Source organism: Candidatus Soleaferrea massiliensis AP7, from assembly GCF_000820765.1.
Classification (GTDB): domain Bacteria; phylum Bacillota; class Clostridia; order Oscillospirales; family Ruminococcaceae; genus Soleaferrea; species Soleaferrea massiliensis.
The window spans coordinates 20,007-42,018 of sequence record NZ_CCYH01000040.1; the positions used below are offsets into that span (position 1 = coordinate 20,007).

A 22,012-nucleotide genomic window follows, 5' to 3' on the forward strand; every position below is an offset into this window, starting at 1 on the left:
AATACACAGCACTGGATTACAATCCAGCCGTTTCGTACACCAGCTAGACAAGCTTTCACAGACCTTGATGCGCGTCTCACAGCGCCGCAGACATTCTTCCCTGCTGTGAACCAATATTTTCCCGCTTCCGATCATCCCCGATCCAGAAACGCTTTCAGCCTGCGGTAAACCAAACCGACCGGGAAACCCATCACGTTGTAGTAATCCCCGTCGATCTTCTCCACCAGCAGCGCGCCCTTTCCCTGGATGCCGTAAGCGCCCGCCTTGTCGAACGGCTCGCCCGTGCCGATATACCAACGGATTTCCTGCTCGCTGAGCGCGTGGAAGCGCACCAATGTGCAGTCAAAGAACACATCGGATATACCGCCGCGCACGATGCAGACGCCGGTATAGACCTGATGCTCGATGCCGGACAGCATCGATAGCATCCGGACGGCGTCCTCTTCATCCTTTGGCTTGCCGAGAATCTCGTTTCCGGCACAGACGATGGTGTCCGAGCCGATCACGATTTCATCGGGATGCGCGAATGCGACATCCTCGGCCTTGAGCCTTGCCAGATACATGCTGACCTGCCCGGGATTCCCGAGCAGTCCGGCGGGAATCTGTTCCTTCTTGCGGGAAGGACAGATGGAAACCTGTTCGCAGAACAGCCGAATAAGCTCCTGCCTGCGCGGGGACTGGGAGGCAAGCAGGACCGGCTCTTTGATGCGGATGTCCCCTGTCATCAAATCAGGAAGTTTAAGAAGCCCAGCGCGCCGTAGGCGATCAGGCTCACAATCGTACCGGCGATCAGCACGCCGATGACGATGGCAAGGAAGGACTTCCAGAATCCCAGTTTAAAGAAATCCGCCAGCAGCGCACCAGTCCATGCGCCCGTACCCGGCAGAGGAATCGCTACAAAGAAGACCAGCCCCCAGAACGTGATGTTCTTGTGCTTGGTGACCAGCTTGTCCAGCTTGCGTTCCACCCATTCCACAACCCTGCGGGTGAACTTGAACCGCTTGAGGAATTTCAGCACCTGGTTGATGAACAGCAGGATAAACGGAACCGGCAGCAGATTGCCGACGATGGAAATCAAAAAGTTCAGTACGGGATGGACGTTCAGCGCGGCGCCCAATGGAATGGCACCTCTGAGTTCGACGATAGGCAGCATAGCGCACAAAAAAACGGCGATGTTGGCGTTGAACATTTTCGTGATGCTGGATACAATACCACTCATACGGATTTACGCTCCTTATTTTCTGCCGGACCCGGGCGGGACCGGTCATTCTGCGGGGAATTTCCCCAATTTCAGCTTAATGCTGACTATTCTAACATGGCTTCATATAATCCATCTGTCCAGTTGGATATATTTCTATGAATTTTCTGCTAATATTGCCTCGCACAGCCTGTCAAGATCCTCCATTGACGCAAGCTCGCTGCAGTGCCGCCGAAAGGATGCCGCCGAGCGCAGCCCCTTCATATACCAGGCGGCGTGCTTCCTCGATTCCCTCATGCCGACGCGTTCCCCTTTATACCGGCAGACCAGGGCGACATGCCGTTTCATAACCTCCAGCCGCTCCTCCAGGCTTTTCGGTTCGGGAAGCGTTCCGGTCGCAAGGTAGGTTTTGACCTCCTCAAAAATCCACGGGCTGCCGAGCGCGCCGCGGCCGATCATGACCAGGTCGCAGCCGGTTTCCTCATACATCCGCGCACAGTCCATGGCGCTCATGACATCCCCGTTTCCAATGACCGGGATGCTGAGGGCCTCTTTGACCTTCCGGATGATTGTCCAGTCTGCGGGCGGCGCATACATCTGCGCGCGGGTCCGCGCATGGACTGCTACCGCAGCCACTCCGGCGTCCTGAGCCATCCGCGCAAATTCCACGGCGTTGACATGCTCGTCATCCCAGCCCTTGCGCATCTTCACCGTGACCGGGACGTCGACCGCCTTCACAACGCTGCGGATGATTTCGGCGGCAAGCTGCGGCTCCTTCATCAGCGCGCTGCCGCTGCGGTTCGATGTGATCTTCGGCGCGGGGCATCCCATGTTCAGGTCGATGACGTCGGGACGGTACCGCATGGAAAGCACCGCCGCCTTTGCCAGAATATCCGGCTCATAGCCAAACAGCTGGATTGCCATCGGGCGTTCCTCTTGGGTGATCTCCAACAGCTCGGCGGTCTTCTTGTCGCTGAACAGCATCCCTTTTGCGCTGGCCATCTCGGAAACCAGAAAGGATGCGCCGAATCCCTTGCAGACCTGCCGGAAGGCGCGGTCCGCAACCCCCGCCATCGGCGCCAGGCAGGCGGTCGGTTCTATCTGAATCGTTCCAATTTTCAACGTTATCCCTCGTCCTTTTATCAGTATTTTATACGCGATTCTTCCCCGGTAAACAGTCATACCGCATTTTCATGCAAAAGGTCAAGAACATCGCACGATATGTTCTCATTGCGGTCATAGAAAAAACGATCATTTCGTGCTATAATACCATTATCATACAAATGAACGGGAGAAGGAGATCATCATGAACATATTAGCAATCGGCGATATCGTCGATACCGCCGGCTGTCAGTTCCTGCGGGAGAAGCTTCCCACGCTCAAGAAATTCTACGACATCGGCGTGGTGGTGGCCAACGGAGAGAACTCCGCGCCCGGAAACGGCATTTCGCCGCAGTCGGCGGAGCATATCCTGACCAGCGGCGTGGATGTCATCACCACCGGCAACCATGTCTTCCGCAAAAAGGAGATCGGCGAATACCTCGACCATCACGACTTTGTCATCCGCCCGGCCAACTACTCGGAATACGCAAACGGATTCGGCTATTACCTGCTGGACCTCGTCCGTACACAGGTGCTGGTGATCAACCTGTTGGGCCGCGTCTACATGTCTGAGGCGGACAACCCGTTTGTCTGCGTCGATAAAATCCTGCAGAAGGTCCAGGCGCCGATTGTCCTTGTGGACTTTCATGCCGAAGCGACCTCCGAAAAGAAAGCCATGGGCTATTTCCTAGACGGCAGAGTCTCGGCGGTGTTCGGCACCCACACCCATGTGCAGACGGCCGATGCGTGCGTCCTGCCCGGCGGAACCGGCTACATCACCGATCTTGGCATGACCGGACCGGTCCATTCGGTGCTGGGCGTCAAGGTGGAGAGCATTGTACACAAATTCAAAACCGGCATGCCGGTGCGGTTTGAAACGGCATCCGGCGCATGCAGCCTGTCCGGCTGTATCTTCTCTGTAGACGACAAAACCGGCAGATGCGAGACGGTCACGCCCATCCATATCGCATAACGGAAGTCTTGGAAAAACGATGAATGGCATCATGTATCATTGGAAGAAGAATCACTGAATACAAACGTACTCAGCGCCATGCATCATGTGTATAAGAAAAAATCCCGGCTATCAATGTATGCCGCGGTTATGCACACAGGCAATAGAAGAACATTTAGATTCAAATGTTTTCAGCAGCCATACTCACAAGCTGAAAAAAATATCCAGATACAAATATTTCAGCAGTTATACACACAAACCAAAGAAGAACCTTTAAACACCCGCGTATTTAGCGGTTTGCAATGAGTCAAAGATAAATGTCTATACAAACCGATCAGCAGCCATATACGCGGTTCAAAGATGAGCATTTGAATATCAGCGCATTCAGATGTCCGTGTCGCCGTCTGCGCACTGGCGGCATAGCCGATACCAGCTGTATAACTATGATGATCTCTCAGGAAAGGACTGTCTCAAAGGTCTGCGGACAATGCACGGTTTCTTCGGAACCGCTGTCCGGCTTTTGAGACAGCCCTTTTTATCTTTCATTCGATAAGTCTATCAGCTTTTGTTGGCATATTTGAAGTATACCTTTCCTCCAAACGGTGTAAACCGCACACCGGTTACGCCGCTTCCCATCACATAATACAGGTTCTGATAATACAGCGGGACAACGACCGCATTGCCTATCAGCATAACTTCCGCCTGCTTATAGGCGGATACCACGCCGTCGACGTCATCCTGATTGATGGCGGAATCCAGCAGGCTGTCATATTCGGAGGACTGATAGCTGACAATGTTGTTCGGATTGCCCTGCCTGAAGTAGCTCAGCGGAGCATTCGGCGTGTTGATCTGCGCGTCGATCCGGTAAACGGCCATCTCGAAGTTTCCGCTCTGCAGGCGGCTTTCCAGCTCATCGTTCGGCAGCGGCTCCAGATTGATGTAAGCGGACAGGTTCTCCTGCCACTGCTGCATCACATATCCGATGATGTACCGGTGCGGCCCTTCCTCCGGGCAAAGCAGCGTAATTTTCGGCAGCTTTTCAATCCCCAGCTCCTTCATGCCTTTGGCGAAGGCGGTTTTGGCTTCGCTTGGCGCATACGGAGGGGACAGGTCCTCCGCCGCAAGCTCCCGGTAGGAGGTCTCCCCAATCTTCACGGCCGGCGGCACAATGCCGTCCGACGGAAGCAGGTAGGAGGTCAGCTGGGGTGTATATACCTCCCGGTCTATGGAATAGCTGAACGCCGTGCGAAGATTCTGGTTGGCAAACAGCCCGTTCTCATCCTTCAGGTTAAACGCCAGAACCCAGGTGGCATCTTCAAATGAATCGACGTTCATGCCCTTCTTCTGCAGTTTTTCAAGGTCCTCGCTCTCCACGGTCGCCGCATCGGTATCCCCGCTCAGAAGGCGGTCGGTCGCGGTTTTCTCAGTCTGGATCGAGATGTCCACGCCGCGGCAGGTGGCAGGGAATTCCGACCGGTACTCCTCGTTCCTGCGCAGTGTCAGATAGTCGTCATGCTCCCAGCCGCGCAGATAAAACGGGCCGTTATAGATCAGCATATCGCCTTCCAGGCCGTAGCGGCCCTTGGTCGACAGGAAAAATTTTTCATTGCAGGGCATCGCAGCCGATGCCGTGGTCAGCTGCAGGAACATCGGGTTCGGATGGGTAAGCTCCACGACAAAGGTATGGTCGTCCGGCGCGGAAACGCCGAGATCATCCGGCGGCAGCGATCCGCTGTATACCTCAGAGGCATTGCGGATTGCCATGTAGAACCCGGCAGTCGGGCATTGGGTATCCGGCTGCAGGATGCGCTGGAATCCAAAGACAAAGTCATGCGCGGTCACCGCATCGCCGTTGGACCATTTCGCATCGGTGCGCAGATGAAAGGTATAGGTTTTACCATCCTCCGATATCTGATAGCTTTCGGCGACACCCGGTTCCAACTGTCCGTCGCTGTCGGCACGCAAAAGTCCCTCGAAGGTGTTTTCCACCACCATCAGGGACTGTTCATCGCTTGCCAGCTGGGGGTCAAGATTGGCGGGTTCCGCCGCAATATCATAAAGCATGATCTCGCCGCCGGAGCTGTTGGAGCTCCCGCAGGAGGTCTGCGTAAACAGCATTGCTGTCAGAAGAACGGAGGCTATCAGCTTGCGTGCATTCATCGCAAAAAACCTCACTTCGCTTCTTAAATTCAGAAAAATATTCCATCCATCCTATTCTACCCGTCAAAATCGGAAAACATGCGGGATGGCATGGCTTTCTTTGTTTCTCATTGTACCATGCAGATGGCTTTTTCTGCAATATAAACAGACATTTGTTACATTTTTTTAATGTTACAGTCGAAAAGCCGCGAAGCGGGCGGCATACCCTTGTCATACTGGACAACGCGCACTGTTTGATAAACATCCGATAACTGCCGCCGTGAAAGCAACACGGCGGCAGTTCAGCCTGATTTAAAACGCTGCATCAGCTTTATTTAGGATATACCGCCTTTGTATATCCTAATGCTCCTGAGATTGGGGTTCTTGCTTCACCGCCTGCACAGCGGTTTTCTTTTGTTCACCAAGTACCACTTGGCAAAGTGGATGTTCTTCTTTGCGCGGCCAAAGAAGTAACCAAGAAAGGCCGCCAAAGGGGGAATGCCGCTTCGGTAGAGAGAGAATGGACGTCATTCCCCCTTTGGAACCCCCCTCTGCCCGTCCGCATCATATTTAGGGCAAGGAAACTCAGCGTTCGCTGGGTTCCAACGTCCGCAGCGTCGACAGTAATGTCTGTATATCCGCTCGCCCTATATTCCGAATCCATCAGCAGTATGACCAGCTTTGTGCTGTGTGGTAAAGGTTTCGTTTTGTGCTTTAAATAAACAAGGTGGTTGCCCGATGTGCCTGTCTAAGAGAGTTGAATCCCTGTAGATCCTCTGTAAGATGCTTAATCGAAGATTACGTGATATATTCGTGACCGATGCAATCTGCAAGAATCGATGTCAATCAACGAACCAGTAAAGGTATTGGGGTACTATGAGCACAACCTGTAACCGGGGAAGCGTCCGCTGCTAGCTATGCCCAACCACCTTGCCAGAAACAAAACGCCGTCCGCAGGCGGCCGAAGAGGATAGCGGGATATCAGAGGGGATTTTCAAGGGGGCCATCTGGCCCTAAGCGGCACTCTGCATGGCCCCCTTGAACGGCCTTTCTTGGTTACTTCTTTGGCCGGCAAAGAAGTAACTGCCACAATGCCAAGTGCCACTTGGTGCACACAGTAAACCGCTGTGCCACAGCGGTACAACAACCGCGTGTATCCGGTATTTTCATAAACCCGGATACACAAAAACGGCGCGCCGTTGATCCCGGCATGGGATCGCCAGCGCGCCGTTTTTGTCATATCATCAGTGCAGTTCCTGCAGCTGCAGTTCGGTAAATCCAATCGGATGTCCGCAGACCGGGCATTTCTGCCACGGTTCGGTCAGCAGATGCTCGTGTCCGCAGACCGAGCATTTCCACAGGACCGGCTGGTCCTTCTTGTATGCGGTGCCGTTTTTGAGCTGGTCGTGAATCTCGGTGAAGATTTTATTGTGCTGGGCTTCAATCTTGGAGATCAGGTTGTAGGATACCGCAATCTCTTTAAGGCCCTCCTGCTCGGCAATCTGGCCGAACTTCGGATAGATCACGGTTGCTTCCTCGTGCTCCCCTTCGGCGGCGAACTGCATATTCTCCATCGTGCCGCGGATCTTGTACGGATATCCCGCATCGATAAACAGATTGTTGACAATCTGCGGCGCATGGGAATTGATATGGTCAAAAAAGACCTTGGCATGCGCATATTCGTTCGCGGCAAGCTGGGAAATGACATAGGCAAGATAGGCATATCCCTCTTCCTTGGCCTTGATCGCATACATATCATAACGTGTGCGCGCCTGGGATTCTCCGGCAAAGCTTCTTGCCAGATTGATAATGGTTTCTGATTTCATAAAATCCATCTGCAAGTCTCCTTTATAACATGATTTGACAGTGACATCCTTAGTATGAACGCCCCGCAGGAAAATATTCGGCGAACCGGAAAAATCTAGCCGTGTTATCCGTCCATCATGAGACAGATTACACACCTGGAAAAAGAGGTGGACAGGCCAAGCAAAATATGGTAAAATATTGAAAACAATAAAAAGTTAATAGAAATCGTATTGCGCAACATATCTTTGTATTGTATAATATATAATATAAAAAACAGGTTATGAAAAGTATCGCGAAGCCGTCTGAACATGGGACAGCAGAAGAACGAGACAAAAAATGAATAGCGAACGGCTGGCAGCAGGGAGATGTGTATTGGATGATTGGAGATTTACACTGCCACACGAGGTTGTCTGACGGGTCCATGGGGATTGAGGACGTTGTGTTCTATGCCAAGCGCATGGGGCTCGACTTTGTCGCAATCACCGACCACGACACGATGGCGGGCGTCACCAGAGCGACAGTTTTGGGACAAAGGTACGGCATCGGCGTCATACCCGGTGTGGAGATCTCCTGCGTCGACACAAGGCGCGGCCATCGAAAGGTGCATATGCTCTGCTATCTTCCCAAAAAGCCGATGCGTCTGGAGAGCATCTTCCAGAAAACGCTGAACCTGCGCACACAGGCCGGCCAGCGGATGATTGACAAGGTCGTCCGGCTGTTTCCGGTCACCAGGGAGCACATCCTGCGCTACAGCGCTTCGAGCAAAAGCATCTACAAGCAGCACATCATGCAGGCACTGATGGATCTGGGATACACCTCCTCCATCTACGGCGAATTGTATGACAGGCTGTTTTCCTCTAAAAACGGGCTCTGCTATGAGTATGTCGAATACCCCGACGTCTACCAGGTGATCAACATGATCCGGTCGGCGCAGGGCATCGCGTGTCTCGCGCACCCGCGCACCTATGACAGCTTCGAGCTGCTCGAGGAGCTGGCCGCCGGCCATCTGATCGATGCGGTTGAACAGCACCATCCGCGCAACCTCGACGGCGACGATGAACGCATCGGGGAAATCGCCGGGCAGTATGGGCTGATCACAACCGGCGGGTCGGACTTTCACGGTTCGTACACCTCTCAGGTTTGTCCGATCTCCTCACGCATCACAACCGAGCTTTCGATCAAGCGCCTGTTTTCATTAAGCGAGAGCTTAGGCGCTGAGAAACGCGCCGAGGGACCTCAGAAGGAGTAACCATGCAGTATCATTACAAGCCCAGGGGCGTCTGTTCCCGGGAGATTATTCTGGATGTGGAGGACCACATCATTCAGGACGTGCAGTTTATCGGCGGCTGCCACGGAAATGCGCAGGGCGTCGCGGCCCTCTGCAGAGGCCGCAGAGCCGACGAGGTGATTTCCCTGTTATCCGGCATCCGCTGCGGTGCAAAGAACACCTCCTGCCCCGCTCAGCTGGCGCTGGCTTTGCAGGAGACCGAAAAATAAAACGACAGGATTGTTTGAATTCCGCTCAAAAATCCGTCAAAGGAAGTGTTAAAAATGTGTATGCATGAAGACGACAGCGACATCAAGATTGCGCCCGGACATTTCGAACAGCATGTCGAGCTGGACTGCGACGAAGAGGCGGATGAATTTTTGACGGAAAAAAACAACGGGAACATCGCGAAGGCGCATGACCTCGGCTACAAGCTGGCCGAAGAGGTGCTGCGCGAGGACGGGGAAAGCCTGTTCGGCATCGACGACACCGAGGACCGGCTTGCGATCAAGCACCGCCGCATCCTGTTCGCCTATGCGGTGGACATCAGCCTGGAGGAATATCTTCCAAACTCGCTGACCGCCCAGACCGCGCTCAACAGCTTTTATGATCATTTAAAGGAATCCGCGCCGCTGTTGTACAACGACATCAGTGAATCCGGCGCGTTCACACTCTATATTCTGTGCCGGCGCACCCATACCGATCACATTGAGGACTGCATCGGCAGAACCTTTGCAAAGCTCTGCGAGCAGGAGGACGTCAAAAGCTATCAAGCGCTCGGAAGCGCGCTGTTCGATAAATATATCACAACGACCGAGCGGATCATCGGAAAATTTCAGTTCGCGTCCTGAATTTGTAAAACAGATGTTTTAATCAGCTGCCCACAAAAATGTGCCCAGTCCGGGACAGTCATTTGTTTTCACAGAATGGAACACCGCAGACTGCACACAGGTGACCGCAAGGATGTTTTATGCGGTCCATCCGCAGGCAGACAGGGTTGTCCTCCCCACTGCGGCACCGTACGCAGATACATTTTTTGCTGTGCGGCCGCGGACTTAGCAGAACCGGAACGCGGCATATTTTCCATCCGCCAAGGACGAAAATTTTCAGCAGCCATTTTGACAACAGGGATTTGTTTGCATACAGGCCCGTTTGAAAGGTATCCAAACCCGGTCCGGATATAAAAGGATGCCGGGTTTCGGAAGGGCTGTTTGACGACAGGAAAAGGAAAAAAGGATACCTGATTTCTCAGGTATCCTTTTGTGCGTGGTGATACTATAGATATTTCATCTAAGTATTAGTCGCAGCATCCACAGCCGCCACAGCCACCGCATCCGTTGTTACCGCAGCCGTTGTTGCAGCCGCAGCCGCAGCCATTGCCACCAAAGCCGTTGCCGCCGCAGCAGCAGAGCAGGAGCAGAATGATAATAATCCAGGAACAACCGCCACCGAAACCACCATTATTACAACACATAAGGAATTGCCTCCTTAATAAAGTTTTCAAGATATACTATGTGATCGGGCGAAATTGTGTTACAACATCCCCGCGAAATTTTTTGCGGGGTATATCGCCGGGCAAAACGGACCATATTCCTAAGGAAGCATGCCGCACGCGGCAGCCTTGCCAATTCATCTTGAGAGGAAGAGAACGCTTATGTTCCGATTCAACGGATTCACGCAGAAAGCCAACAATGCACTCAATCTAGCCATTTTGAAAGCTTCCAGCCTGGGGCACACCTATATCGGCAGCGAGCATGTGCTGCTCGGACTGCTGGGAGAGGGCACCGGCGTCGCCTATAACATCCTGACCGAAAACGGCATCACCGCGGAAGAGCTTGAAAAAAAGCTGGTTGAAACGGTCGGCAAGGGCATCAAGTCGATCCTGACGCCCAACGACTTCACGCCGCGCTGCAAGCGCATTCTGGAGCGTTCGATTCTGGAAGCGCGGATTCTCGGCCACAACTATGTCGGCACCGAGCACGTCCTGATCGCGCTGCTCAAGGAGACCGACAGCTACGCGGTCCGCTTTTTAAAGGACCTGTACGGCAACGTCATCGACAGCGTCTACTATGAACTCATGGAATCGATGGGCGCGGAGCTGGGTGAGCTGGCGCCGTATAAGGGCGCGCAGAAGGCCGCCTCCAAGCCGGAATCCGCCGGCAAGCAGACCCAGACACTCGATAAGTTCAGCAAGGATTTAACCCAGTACGCCCGTGAAAACCGGCTCGACCCGGTCATCGGGCGGTACCAGGAGATCCAGCGGGTTGTGCAGATCCTCTCGCGGCGCACCAAGAACAACCCCTGCCTGATCGGCGAGCCGGGCGTCGGCAAGACGGCCATCGTTGAAGGGCTGGCGCAGAAGATCGTGGCGGGCGAGGTTCCCGAAACGCTCAAGGAGAAGCGCGTGGTCGTGATGGACCTGTCCGGCATGGTTGCCGGCACCAAGTACCGCGGCGAGTTCGAGGAGCGCATCAAGACCGCGCTCGAGGAGGTCGTCGAGGCCGGCAACGTGATCCTGTTCATCGACGAGCTGCACACGATCATCGGCGCGGGCGCGGCAGAGGGCGCTGTGGACGCGGCGAACATCCTGAAGCCGCAGCTTGCGCGCGGCGACCTGCAGCTGATCGGCGCGACGACGCTGGATGAATACCGCAAATACATTGAAAAGGACGCAGCCCTGGAACGCCGGTTCCAGAGCGTACTGGTCGAGGAGCCGAACGAAGCCGACGCCGTGACCATTCTCAAAGGGCTGCGCGATAAATATGAAGCACACCACCGCATCAAGATCACCGATGAGGCGATTGAAGCGGCGGTCAACCTGTCCTCCCGCTATATCGCGGACCGGTTCCTGCCGGACAAGGCGATCGACCTGATCGACGAGGCGGCCTCCAAGGTTCGCCTGAAGGTCTACACCGCTCCGCCGAACCTCAAGGAGCTGGAGGAAGATTTAAAACGGCTCTCCAATGAAAAGGAGGCTGCCATCAACGCGCAGGACTTTGAGCTTGCCGCGAAGATCCGCGACAACGAAAAGACGGTGCGCGAAGAATTGGAACACAAGAAGACCGACTGGCAGGATTCCAGTTTCCGCGGCCAGGAGGAGGTCACCGCCAAGGACATCGCGGAGATTGTCGCCGGAATCACCGGCATTCCGGTGGTGCAGATCTCGATGGAGCAGTCCCAGCGGCTGCTGAGGCTGGAGGATGAGCTGCACCGCCGTGTCGTCGGGCAGTCCGAAGCGGTTTCGGCGGTCGCAAAAGCCATCCGGCGCGGCCGGGTCGGGCTCAAGGATCCCAAGCGCCCGATCGGTTCGTTCATCTTCTTAGGCCCCACCGGCGTCGGCAAGACCGAGCTGTGCAAGGCGCTGGCCGAAAGCCTGTTCGGGGATGAAAACGCGATGATCCGCTTCGACATGTCGGAGTTCATGGAGAAATACGCCGCTTCCCGGCTGGTCGGTTCTCCCCCGGGATACGTCGGCTTCGACGAGGGCGGCGAGCTGACTGAAAAGATCCGCCGCAAGCCCTATTCGGTCGTGCTGTTCGATGAGATCGAAAAGGCGCATCCGGATGTCTTCAACATGATGCTGCAGGTGCTGGAGGACGGCATCCTGACCGACTCACAGGGCCGGCGGGTCAGCTTCCGCAACGCCGTCATCATCATGACCTCGAACGTCGGCGCGCGGCTGATCACCGAGAAGAAGAACCTCGGCTTCATGACCGGACCGTCCGCACAGGACGACGCGTCGATCAAAAGCGACGTGATGAACGAGCTGCGCAAAACCTTCAAGCCGGAATTTCTGAACCGCGTGGACGATATCATTGTCTTCCACCGGCTGTCTGAAACGGACATCGCAGAGATCGCCGGCAAAATCCTCGACCAGCTCGTGCTGCGGGTGCGGGAGCTGGGCATCGAGATATCGTTCACGCCCGCCGCCGTCGAGAAGGTGTCGAAAACCGGATTCGATCCGGTATACGGCGCAAGGCCGCTGCGGCGCGCCATCCAGTCGGAAATCGAGGACCGGCTGGCTGAACAGATCCTGTCCGGCCAGGTCAAAGCCTCGGACCGCGTGCAGTGCGACGTTCAGAACGATGAATTTGTCTTTCTGCCGATTCCGTCGGTTTCATTGGAGAAAGAATCAGACAGCTTAAGGGAGGAAACATAAAGATGCAGGTATCCGATCGTTATGAAATGGAAACGACCGTCACAGAAAAGCTGCTGGCCAAAAACGTCGGCAGCGGGGATGTCAGCGTCTTCGCGACGCCGATGATGATCGCTTTGATGGAAAACACCGCGTCGAAATGCGCGGCGCAGACGCTCGACGAGGGCATGACCACGGTGGGCACCTCGATCTGCGTATCCCATTCGGCCGCTACGCCGGCCGGCATGAAGGTGCGCTGCGAAGCGATCATCACCGAGGTGGACGGACGCAAAATCACCTTCCATGTCGCCGCGTTCGATGAAGCGGGGCTTATTGGGGAGGGTACGCACACCCGGGTGGTCGTCAGCCGCGAACGGTTTGACCAAAAAGCAGCGGCAAAGCTGCGATAGGACAAAAAGGGCGTCTGGAATACGCGATTCGTATTCCAGACGCCTTTTTATAGGGTATCATACATGCGGCAAGATAAAGCCTGACGCCGTTTCCCGTGTGCCGATGCCGTAAAACACATTCTTATACAGAAACACGGCACCGCGGCTGATAAAAAACGAGATATTCATCCGTGCCTGCACACGGTGGTCAAAGCAGCGGCGCGTGTTTTATCCTTTTTCAAGGCTTCCAGGCGCGTCTGCAGGAATGGCCGTTGTGCCGCAGTCAGCGGCACTCCTGCAAGCAGACACACCGTAACTGCCAATGCCACTCCGGTGACTCTTGGGGCTAACTCTCTTTTCTTGCCGAATCCTTTATCCAGCGTCCGAACGGAGCATACATCCAACGCTTCAAATCCGGAAAGCTGTTTCCGGTATCGGTGAAGAAACAGGGCGCACAGTCAATCATCATCCATGATGGTCACCCGCAAAAATAAACGCGCAGGGCTATACAGGAAAGCCCCTGCGCGTTTGCTTTTCTTTATAACGATCGATCTGCCTTCTTCTTCAGAACAAGCGCCGTTCCCATGACGCCGATCCCGGCAATACACAGCAGGACAGCTCCAAGATGCAGGCCGCCGCGCTCACCGGTGGCGGGGATCTTCTGATTTCCATTGTTCGGATTGTTCTTGACGGCGCTGTCCGTCCCGGAGGATGAACCGGCATCGGAAGCACTGTCATCCCCTGCGGATGGCCGGCTGGCTGCGGAGACGGTGCTTTCAGCCCCGGAGGACTGACCGGCAGAAGCGTCCGCGCCGGTTCGGGTAACATATACCTTCAAGGAGGGCTTCAGCGTTTCCGTGACGACCGAGGCGCCGTCCTTTGTGAGAACCCTGACCTCCTGAACAAGAAGGTCCCCCGCCTCAAAGGTCTGCGGGCAGGACAGCTGCAGGGTGATCTTCATCGTACCCGAAAGCTTGTTGCCGGACTCAAAAAAGCTGGTCCAATACAGGCCGTTGGCCAGCACCGGCGGCGCCGACATGCTTCCGGACGAACCGGAGGAGGCCGTTACGGCAACGCCCTTTGGGCAGGCTATCCCAATTTCTATTCCGGCATATGCGTTCTGCGGTTTGATCTCGATCACCGCTTCAAAAGCGGTCTGTGTGTCCGACAGTGCGATATGATTTTTTTCTAGGCTGACTTCCGATGCTTCTGCGAACGCCGTCAGCGTAAGCGCCAAGGCCATACAGCAGCAGACAAATATGGAGGCAATCTTTTTCAAAAGGATCATCCTTTCTCAGTAAAGTATATAGGGAATTGGGGATCATCATATCCTGACAAGCCCCAATTCCCGCATGTGCTGTCCGACGTGTATATAGCTTAGTCAACAAACCCGGTCAGGATGATGAAGTCCGCCGTGTCCACAGTGCCGCTGCGGTCAATATCGCAGGCCGCGTCTGTGCTCTGATATCTGCTCAGCGCGATGGACAGGTCGGCCAGCGTGACCGAACCGTCCCCGTTGATATCCGAAGCCGCGCGGTATGAGATGATCTCAATGGCGGCCTCTCCATCGGCTATCGCAATGGGTCCCTCGAAGGTGCCGTCCTCATTGGTTGCAGATGTGTTGATGCGTTCAATCGTCAGCTTGGTGTTCCCGGCAGCCGCCTTGTCTTTGAGCCTCAGCACCACCTGCATCACATCCGTGTCGCCGAAGACGGCGGCACTCGTTCCAATCACCATCCGCGCGGTGCCTTCGGTGCTCTTATCTGCCGCAATCACCGTATTGTCCAGCAGGGATTTCACCTGTACGACCTCGAACGCATCCGCGTCATAGGCCACCGCCGCGTCGATGGAGTTCAAGCCGTTAAGCCCATCCATGGACACCGTGCAGGTTACCGTGTCCGCGTTTTCAACTACCGCCAGCGTCTTGTCGGTATGAATCCGTGCGCTGCCGGCGTTCACGGCGGTAATTCCAAACGGCTGTGTAAAGCTGATGCCCTCGTCGCCCTTCAGCTGGGCGCGGACATAGCTGTTGATCCTTCCCTCATAATCGTTGAGGTCGATCGTGTTTCCGGTTGCGATGACCTCGCCGTCGGCAATCCATTCGATGGTGTGATACCGCTCACCTTCAATTGTGATTGTGTCTTGGGCCTGATCCACCGCGATATTGGTGATGATGGGCGGCAGATAGTCGTTGATGGCCGCGATATCGGTTACGGTGTAGCCTTCCCTTTTGGCTACCTTCGCGCTTGCGTAAAATGTGCCGTTCTCCATCGAGGCCCGCACATTGGTGGCGGTATTGGACGGGAGAAGCATCATGTTGTAGCTATGGCCCGTCGCGGCGTTGGAATGGGTGTCATCGTTGGAGAAGCCCCAAACGAAGCGGCCCTCCGGCATGGTTTCTTTCAAAATGTTGTCCCACAGAATTCGATCGGAGTAGGAATCCCCGTCGAGCTTATTGATGATCTCCATGCCCACGCAGGCGCTGTACTTGTTGAACAGCTCGACATACTTCCGGATTGTGGACGGATTGTTCGAGGCATCCTCTCCGGTGGTTCCGCTGGTGTTGCTGCCGCCGGTATATCGGCCGGGATGATTGATATGGCAAATACCGCCCAGCTCCTGGGTCTTTGCGATGTTGCCTTCCAGCGTTGCTCCCGCCTCGTTGTTGAAAGGCGTGAAAAAGGTGTTCAGATGGTCGCTCACCGACTGCTCGTCCGAATTCATAATGGCGACCATGCCGCGGCCGTCTCTGCCGGCCCCATTGGTTATTTCCTCCAGACGCTCGTCCGTCAGATAGGTGCGTCCCTTGCCTGTCGGATCGTCCTTCCGGTTCCAGGTGGTGTTTGTGACATTGTGGTCGGTTAAAGCCAGAATGTCAAATCCCTTTTTATAATGCTCCTCTACGGTGTCGGCTGGCTGCGGAGAACCGTCGCTTTCATTGGAATGCGCGTGAAAATCCGCTTTGTACTGTCCAAACGTGCTCCAATTGACACTGGCATAGGGGCTGTCGATGGTAAAATCCAATACGCCCTTTCCGTCCTGCTGCTGAGCAGCCGCTCCAGTAACAAACGCACTGGACAGTACTGCTGCCGCTAAAATAGCCGCTGTGGTTTTTTTGAACATCATATTCACCCTTCTTCATTGTAATCGCAAATTACTTTGCAATTCCATTTTACCGTTTTGTGTATAAAGCAGCTATCATGCTCAGGTAAAGCTTGTATAAAAAGCGCGTGAGATGATTATAAATTTCATTGCGCCATCCATCCCGTAAACCACGAGGGCTGCACCGGCAGATGGGGGCACAACCCCCTGCTGCGGGATGCAAAAGGGGCCGTTCTGTGTACTGCTGCGCCGATATGCGCGGGACCCACATCATGCCGGCAGGATGGACACAGCAATCTCATCAAAGACATTGCCCAGCATGCGGGATGCAAAAACCCGACGCAGTGCCGGCACGATGGACATCATCAAAGACACGTCCGGCAGCGGTATGTACAACCCCGACATCATGCCGGAAAGATAGGCACAGCGTTTTCTTCAAAGACACGTGTCCAGGAATCGGTATGCACCAGCCTTAAAAGGGCATCATCCCACTTCTTAAAAGCACTGAAAAAAGTATGCGTCACGCGCATTTCCGAGATCATCACGGTCAAAGGCGTTTGGTTACCGTAAAACATTTTTGTCATCATTCGCGCCGGCCGGCGCTTGCAGCAAAAACTGACAGAGTTTCTCCACCGGCAGAGCCGATGGTTTTCAAAACACAAGAAAAGCTCCCTGAATTCCATTCAGAGAGCTTTTTTCTAACGATTTCTGAGAGCGTCATTGGTATTCTCACTTGTAATCTTAATGTACCTGACCCAGATATAGTGGCCCTGATCAATCGAAAATCCGGTTTCCTTTTCAAAGCCGCTTTCCTGTGGGTTCTTTCCCTCCGCAAGCTCCTTGGCCAGCAGCAGCGTCGCCTGCCCCTGCCTCTGCGCGTCGTTGTAGGAGGTGCCGAGCAGCACGCCTTCCTTGATTGCCTGGATGGCCGAAAGGGTAGCGTTTACGCCAACAACCGGGACAAAGGTCCTGTCGCTCGTAAAATATCCCTGTTCCTTGAGCGCTTCGATCGCGCCGATCGCCATGTCGTCGTTCTGCGCAATGACGGCCTCAATCTGGTCGCCGTAGGTGGAGATGATTGCCAGCATACGTTCCTTCGCCTTCTGCCGGTCCCACATCGCGGAATCCTCCGCCAGCTTGTCAACCTGGATGCCCTGCTGTTCTATGTAGCTGATTGAGTATTTTTTGCGCAGCTCCACATCCTGGTGGCCCGGCTCTCCCTTGATCATGACATACTGCATTTTGCCGTCGGAGTTCTTGTCCATCTCGGGATGTTCCTTCCAGTATTCCGCCAGAATCTGTCCGGCAATCATACCGGACATGGATGCCTGCGCGCCCACATAGTAGAGCTTGTCCCACTTCTGCAGGTCCTGCGCAATCGGTTCCCGGTTGAAGAACACGATCGGAATGTTTTCCTGCTTTGCTTTTTCAATGATCACACCGGCTGCGGTGCGGTCGACGGGGTTGATGGCCAGAACATCCACGCCCTGTTTGATAAACTGGTCGATCTGTTCATTCTGTTTGTTCTGGCTGCCCTGGCTGTCCCAGATTTCGACCCTCACATTTTCTTTATCTGCGGTGTTCTTTATCGCACTGCGAACCTCTTCCATAAATGTATCATCAAAGCTGTAGACAACTACACCTACTGAAATTTTTTCGTCGCCTCCCGCAGAAACATTCGCGCATCCGGTCTGCGGCAGGATCAAACAAATACACAGCAAGATCACCATGATATGATTCCTTAACGTGCTATTCACATCATAAAACTTCCTTTCCATCGAATTCGATCCCTGATAAAAGTGTATCATGTATACCGTTCAATAGCAATTCAATATTCTACGATTTATTAGCAAATTTCTACGCACTTTTACAATAACACGTCATTCATTCGGACTGTCGATCAATGGCAGCCATATTTTTACGGTCGTACCCTCTTCCAGTTCGCTTTCCACTTCCAGACCGTATTCGCTTCCATAAAACAGCTGGATGCGCTCATTGACATTCTTGACGCCGACGCCCGAACGCGCTTCGGATTTTTTGTTAAGGGTCAGCAGGTTCTTTGCGGTATCCGCATCCATACCCACGCCGTTGTCCTCGATCATGTACAGAAGCCTGTCGTTCTCGACGCGCACCGTGACACGGATCAAGCCGGGATCCACCATGTATTCGATGCCGTGGTACAGCGCATTTTCAATGATCGGCTGCAGCAGCAGCTTCAGCGTATAGTACTGGTAAACCTCCTCGCTGACGTCAAAGGAGTATTCGAACTTGTTTTTGTAGCGGATCTTCTGAATCACCAGATAGTTCTTGGCATGCTCAATCTCATCCCGGACCGGGATGATGTTCTTGCCCTTGGACAAACTGATTCTGAAGAAGCGCGCCAGCGAGGTGGTCATGGTGATGACCTCGCTGTGGTTGCCGTTTTCCGCCATCCAGATGATGGAATCCAGCGTGTTGTAAAGGAAATGCGGATTGATCTGCGCCTGCAGCGCGCTGAACTCGCTCTTGCGCTTTTCGCGCTGTTCGTGGATGATCTGATCCATCAGGTCCTTGATTTTGAGGATCATGGTGTTGAAGGTGTCGGCCAGCTTCTGCGCCTCATAACAGCCGTCCACATCCAGGCTTAAATCAAAGTTTCCATTCTCCACCAGCTGCATCGTCTCCTCAATCTCACGGATCGGATCGGCGATCTTTTTGGAGATCAGCGACGATGCGAAGATGATTACAAGAAGCCCGGCCAGCAGCGTGATGATAAAGAAGCTGATCATCTGTGTGGTGTAATCGGCTATTTCATTCATGCCGGAGACGCCGACAATCCGCCAGCGTGAATAGCTGACCGTTTCAATGTAGACAAACCTCCGCTCACCGTCCAGATACTCAAAAAAGCTGCCGTAAATCTGATCCCGGACCGAGCTTACATTCTCTTTGAAATCTCCCGAATCGATTTCCTTCTGGAACGGATGGTACACCACATCGTTGTTGGCGTCGATGAAGTAGATATAGCCGTCCTCGCCCAGCTTTGTCTGCTGGCAAAGCTGATCGATGGTGTTGAAGTTGAGGTCCACAAGCAGGACGCCGGTTTCCAGCCTGTCGTCCTTTTTATACTGAATGCTGCGGCTGACCGAGATGACGGTTTCACCGCGCTGGCTGTAAATCTGCTGTACATGCGGGGATGAAAAGTAGGTGTTCTCCGGCTGCTGCTGCGGCTTTTTAAACCATTCCTCATATGAAACGACCGTATACGGGGGCAGCGATGAGAACGGCACACCCGCAACCTGGTTGCCCATGCGGTCAAACAGTACGATCGAGACGATATCCGTCCTGGATTTGAGCAGCACCTCCATCTGGCTGCGGATAACCGATTCGCTCACGTCATTTTCATAGCAGATGTCGGCGATATAGTTGGAGATGTCCATCATGCTCTGCAGATAGGTGCCGACATTCATATTGACCTGTCCGATGATCTGCTTGATATAAAAGGTCGCACTGTCCTCCGCACTTTTAGAATATCTTGTCAAGGTGGTGACGCCGATCACCAGAATTGCGATGAAAGCCGTCAAAGTCATGGAGATCATGATCAAAAAACGGATGCTTGTCCGCTTATCCCTTGATAACAACTTATCCTTACGCACAAAAATGACTCCCATTCCGATTGTTATTATGCCTTACTAAATGAACTGCGGTATTCTGTTGGGGAAACGCCAAAGGTCTTTTTAAAGCTGTGGCTGAAATAATTTGATTCCGAATATCCGATTGCATCGGATATCTGAAACGCCTTTAAATTGGTGGTCCTGAGCAGCTCCTTGGCAATCTCCAGCCGCTTGCTGGACAGGTAATTGGAAAAGCTCACACCCATCTTCTTTTTAAACAGGGTGCTGAAATAGTTGGGGCTGACATGCAGGATTTCACAGATCTTATTGACGGAAAGCGTGTTGTCGCCGTAGTTCTTTTCGATGTATTCGATCGCCGAATAGATAATATTGTTGTTGTTGTTCTCCCGTTCGGTGGAGATCTCCTGAATGATGCTGACACAGACATCGTGGAACCAGCGCTTGACCCTGTCCAGATTGTTGAGCGTCAGGATTTCCTGAAAGGCATTGAAATCCCCGCTGAGCAGGTCCATCGTCTCGATGCCGACATCCTTGGAGATGCGCAGGATGCAGGTCAGCATCTCCAGCAGATAGATCTGATATTCCTTATAGGAGGCAATCACGACATTTCGGAACATGGCGTCGAGAAGCTCGTCGATCTCCTGGACCGAACCGAATTTGATGCAGGAGATCAGCTTCTTCTCAAATTCCGGCTCGACCGACACCTTTCGGGGATGCTTCGGCTCAACGTCGTCAATCAGGATCACCTTGTTGTCGTTCATAACCGCCCGGTAATCCAGCGCCTTCAGCGCATATTCGTAGGAATTTTTAAGCTGCGAGCAGTCCTCGCAGAGATTTCCGACACCGACAGTAATTGAAAACATCAGATATTTTTCAATGTTGCGGCTGACCTCTGAAAAAGCGTTGCTGACCATTTCGAATGCCTGCTGTGAGGACTGGGCCTGCGGCATACAGATGGTCACGATGTACTCATTGTGCAGAAATGATAAGCCGAGCTTGTGTTTTTCAACGATCTCCTGCACAATGTTCATCACTGCAAAACGCATCAGGTTCTTGTCGAAATCGTTGCGGTGATTGAATGGGGAATGTTCATCACAGGACAGATAATCGATCTTAATCACCGAAACAAGCGTGTAATCCCCCGCCAGCCGGATGCCGTACACCTGCGCCTGATGCTCGATCGTTTCACGGTCCATGGCGCTGCTGATCACAGAGGACAAGAACTGCGCTTTGAGCACCGGAAAGCTCTCTTTGTAATACTTTTCAAGCGACTCGATGTCCTCCATGCGCGCCCGTTCCTGGTCCAGCATGCCTTTCAGCTTTTCAAATAATGCCGTGATATCTTCGGCGGACAGTGGCTTTAACAGATAATCGGCAACGCCGTACCGGATAGCCTTCTGTGCGAATTCGAACTCATCAAAACCGGTCAGGATTACAGATTTGGTCGTCGGAAACTTCTCCCCGACAAGCTTGGCAAGTTCCAGCCCGTTCATAAACGGCATGCTGATATCCATGATGACCGCATCCGGATCGGTCTTCTCAATGACCTCCAGAGCGTCAAGTCCATTGGCCGCTTCCCCGGTCACCTGAAACTGGACCTCTTCCCAGTTGACGGTTTTTTTAATTCTTTCCCTGACTTCTTCCTGATCGTCTACCAAAACTACACTGTACATTGTTTTCACCATACCCGTTTTAAACTGATTCTATAATATCATTTTTATCCCTATCAAACGCATATCTTTTTCTCCATGAATCGAGGAAATTCCACAGTTTTGTTTCTTTCATTATAACACATATTGACCATCTTTCATAGAATCATGACAGAAATATTTCAAATAAAAGTACATCCATCTTTACATCTCTTTGCACGATTTGGTTAAATATTGCGCTATGATATAGAAGAATTTTCCATATATTGAAAATCGGCTTTGGTTTGTGCCTGTATCGTTTTTTCTGTTATGCGTTATTCGGGTATCCCGTTCTTGAACGGCAGCAGATAGACTGTAGCGTATCGCTCTGGGTTCACCTGATACTGATAAAAATATAAGCAGACGCAGATGCTTTCTGCGCATCTGCGTCTGCTTATAATATAGTTAACTTTAATCGCATCCATTTTTCCGCTACAGAACCAATGCAATTTATAACGCATTGGAAAGCATCGCAACGTCAAAGAGCGATAAAGTACGGGAAACAGCTTTCCTGGATCAAAATACTAAAACTCCTGTGCTTTATGTTGAAAACTGAGTTAATGGTTTATTTCACATAAATCTCTGTGCAAAAAGGCCATGAATGTCATACATTCATGGCCTTTT

The 22,012-nt window shown here is 53.1% G+C and carries 16 protein-coding genes; 6 read left to right on the forward strand and 10 right to left on the reverse strand.

Annotated elements, in window-relative coordinates; genetic code table 11:
• Positions 1-131 precede the first annotated feature (131 nt).
• The 3 genes from BN348_RS10480 to dusB form a co-directional block, all read right to left on the reverse strand.
• Positions 132-725, reverse strand: coding sequence for a Maf family protein (locus BN348_RS10480; RefSeq protein ID WP_040197923.1), 594 nt, complete (start codon positions 723-725; stop codon positions 132-134).
• Positions 725-1,219, reverse strand: a complete 495-nt coding sequence (locus tag BN348_RS10485) for a COG2426 family protein (protein ID WP_197068337.1) — start codon at positions 1,217-1,219, stop codon at positions 725-727. The genes BN348_RS10480 and BN348_RS10485 overlap by 1 nt, the downstream gene beginning before the upstream one ends.
• Positions 1,220-1,354: 135 nt before the next feature.
• Positions 1,355-2,320 carry a tRNA dihydrouridine synthase DusB gene (gene dusB / locus BN348_RS10490; RefSeq protein WP_040197924.1) on the reverse strand — a complete coding sequence of 322 codons (966 nt, stop codon included), beginning with the start codon at positions 2,318-2,320 and terminating at the stop codon, positions 1,355-1,357.
• 184 nt (positions 2,321-2,504) lie between these two features.
• Between dusB and BN348_RS10495 the strand changes: the two genes are divergently transcribed.
• Positions 2,505-3,272 carry a TIGR00282 family metallophosphoesterase gene (locus BN348_RS10495; RefSeq protein WP_040197925.1) on the forward strand — a complete coding sequence of 256 codons (768 nt, stop codon included), beginning with the start codon at positions 2,505-2,507 and terminating at the stop codon, positions 3,270-3,272.
• 537 nt (positions 3,273-3,809) lie between these two features.
• Here the strand turns inward: BN348_RS10495 and BN348_RS13320 are convergent.
• Both BN348_RS13320 and BN348_RS10505 read right to left on the reverse strand, forming a co-directional pair.
• The gene (locus BN348_RS13320) at positions 3,810-5,411 is read right to left on the reverse strand and encodes a peptide ABC transporter substrate-binding protein (protein WP_052446888.1); all 1,602 of its coding nucleotides are present in this window, start codon (positions 5,409-5,411) and stop codon (positions 3,810-3,812) included.
• A gap of 1,223 nt (positions 5,412-6,634) precedes the next feature.
• Positions 6,635-7,225 (reverse strand): rubrerythrin family protein, encoded by a 591-nt coding sequence (locus tag BN348_RS10505; RefSeq protein ID WP_040197927.1) that lies wholly within the window; start codon positions 7,223-7,225, stop codon positions 6,635-6,637.
• A 347-nt stretch (positions 7,226-7,572) separates the two neighbouring features.
• Here BN348_RS10505 and BN348_RS10510 point away from each other — a divergent pair, with 347 nt between their 5' ends.
• From BN348_RS10510 to BN348_RS10530, 5 genes are all read left to right on the forward strand, one after another.
• Positions 7,573-8,445: a PHP domain-containing protein gene (locus tag BN348_RS10510; protein ID WP_040197929.1), complete on the forward strand. Its 873-nt coding sequence runs from the start codon at positions 7,573-7,575 to the stop codon at positions 8,443-8,445.
• Positions 8,446-8,447: 2 nt separating this feature from the next.
• On the forward strand, positions 8,448-8,693 hold the full coding sequence (locus BN348_RS10515; protein ID WP_040197931.1) for a TIGR03905 family TSCPD domain-containing protein: 246 nt from the start codon (positions 8,448-8,450) through the stop codon (positions 8,691-8,693).
• A gap of 54 nt (positions 8,694-8,747) precedes the next feature.
• Complete coding sequence (locus tag BN348_RS10520) at positions 8,748-9,314, forward strand: hypothetical protein (RefSeq protein ID WP_040197932.1); 567 nt, start codon at positions 8,748-8,750, stop codon at positions 9,312-9,314.
• 803 nt (positions 9,315-10,117) lie between these two features.
• Positions 10,118-12,622, forward strand: coding sequence for an ATP-dependent Clp protease ATP-binding subunit (locus BN348_RS10525; protein WP_040197933.1), 2,505 nt, complete (start codon positions 10,118-10,120; stop codon positions 12,620-12,622).
• Between the two features lie 2 nt (positions 12,623-12,624).
• Positions 12,625-13,008, forward strand: coding sequence for a thioesterase family protein (locus tag BN348_RS10530; RefSeq protein WP_040197935.1), 384 nt, complete (start codon positions 12,625-12,627; stop codon positions 13,006-13,008).
• Between the two features lie 517 nt (positions 13,009-13,525).
• Here the strand turns inward: BN348_RS10530 and BN348_RS10535 are convergent.
• The 5 genes from BN348_RS10535 to BN348_RS10555 form a co-directional block, all read right to left on the reverse strand.
• Positions 13,526-14,266 carry a hypothetical protein gene (locus BN348_RS10535; RefSeq protein WP_040197936.1) on the reverse strand — a complete coding sequence of 247 codons (741 nt, stop codon included), beginning with the start codon at positions 14,264-14,266 and terminating at the stop codon, positions 13,526-13,528.
• 98 nt (positions 14,267-14,364) lie between these two features.
• The gene (locus BN348_RS10540) at positions 14,365-16,113 is read right to left on the reverse strand and encodes a cohesin domain-containing protein (RefSeq protein WP_156136500.1); all 1,749 of its coding nucleotides are present in this window, start codon (positions 16,111-16,113) and stop codon (positions 14,365-14,367) included.
• A 674-nt stretch (positions 16,114-16,787) separates the two neighbouring features.
• Positions 16,788-17,819 (reverse strand): galactose ABC transporter substrate-binding protein, encoded by a 1,032-nt coding sequence (locus BN348_RS10545; protein ID WP_040197938.1) that lies wholly within the window; start codon positions 17,817-17,819, stop codon positions 16,788-16,790.
• A gap of 150 nt (positions 17,820-17,969) precedes the next feature.
• On the reverse strand, positions 17,970-19,721 hold the full coding sequence (locus BN348_RS10550) for a sensor histidine kinase (RefSeq protein ID WP_197068338.1): 1,752 nt from the start codon (positions 19,719-19,721) through the stop codon (positions 17,970-17,972).
• A gap of 26 nt (positions 19,722-19,747) precedes the next feature.
• Entirely contained in the window at positions 19,748-21,373 is a 1,626-nt protein-coding gene (locus BN348_RS10555) for a response regulator (protein WP_040197940.1), read from the reverse strand.
• Positions 21,374-22,012 lie beyond the last annotated feature (639 nt).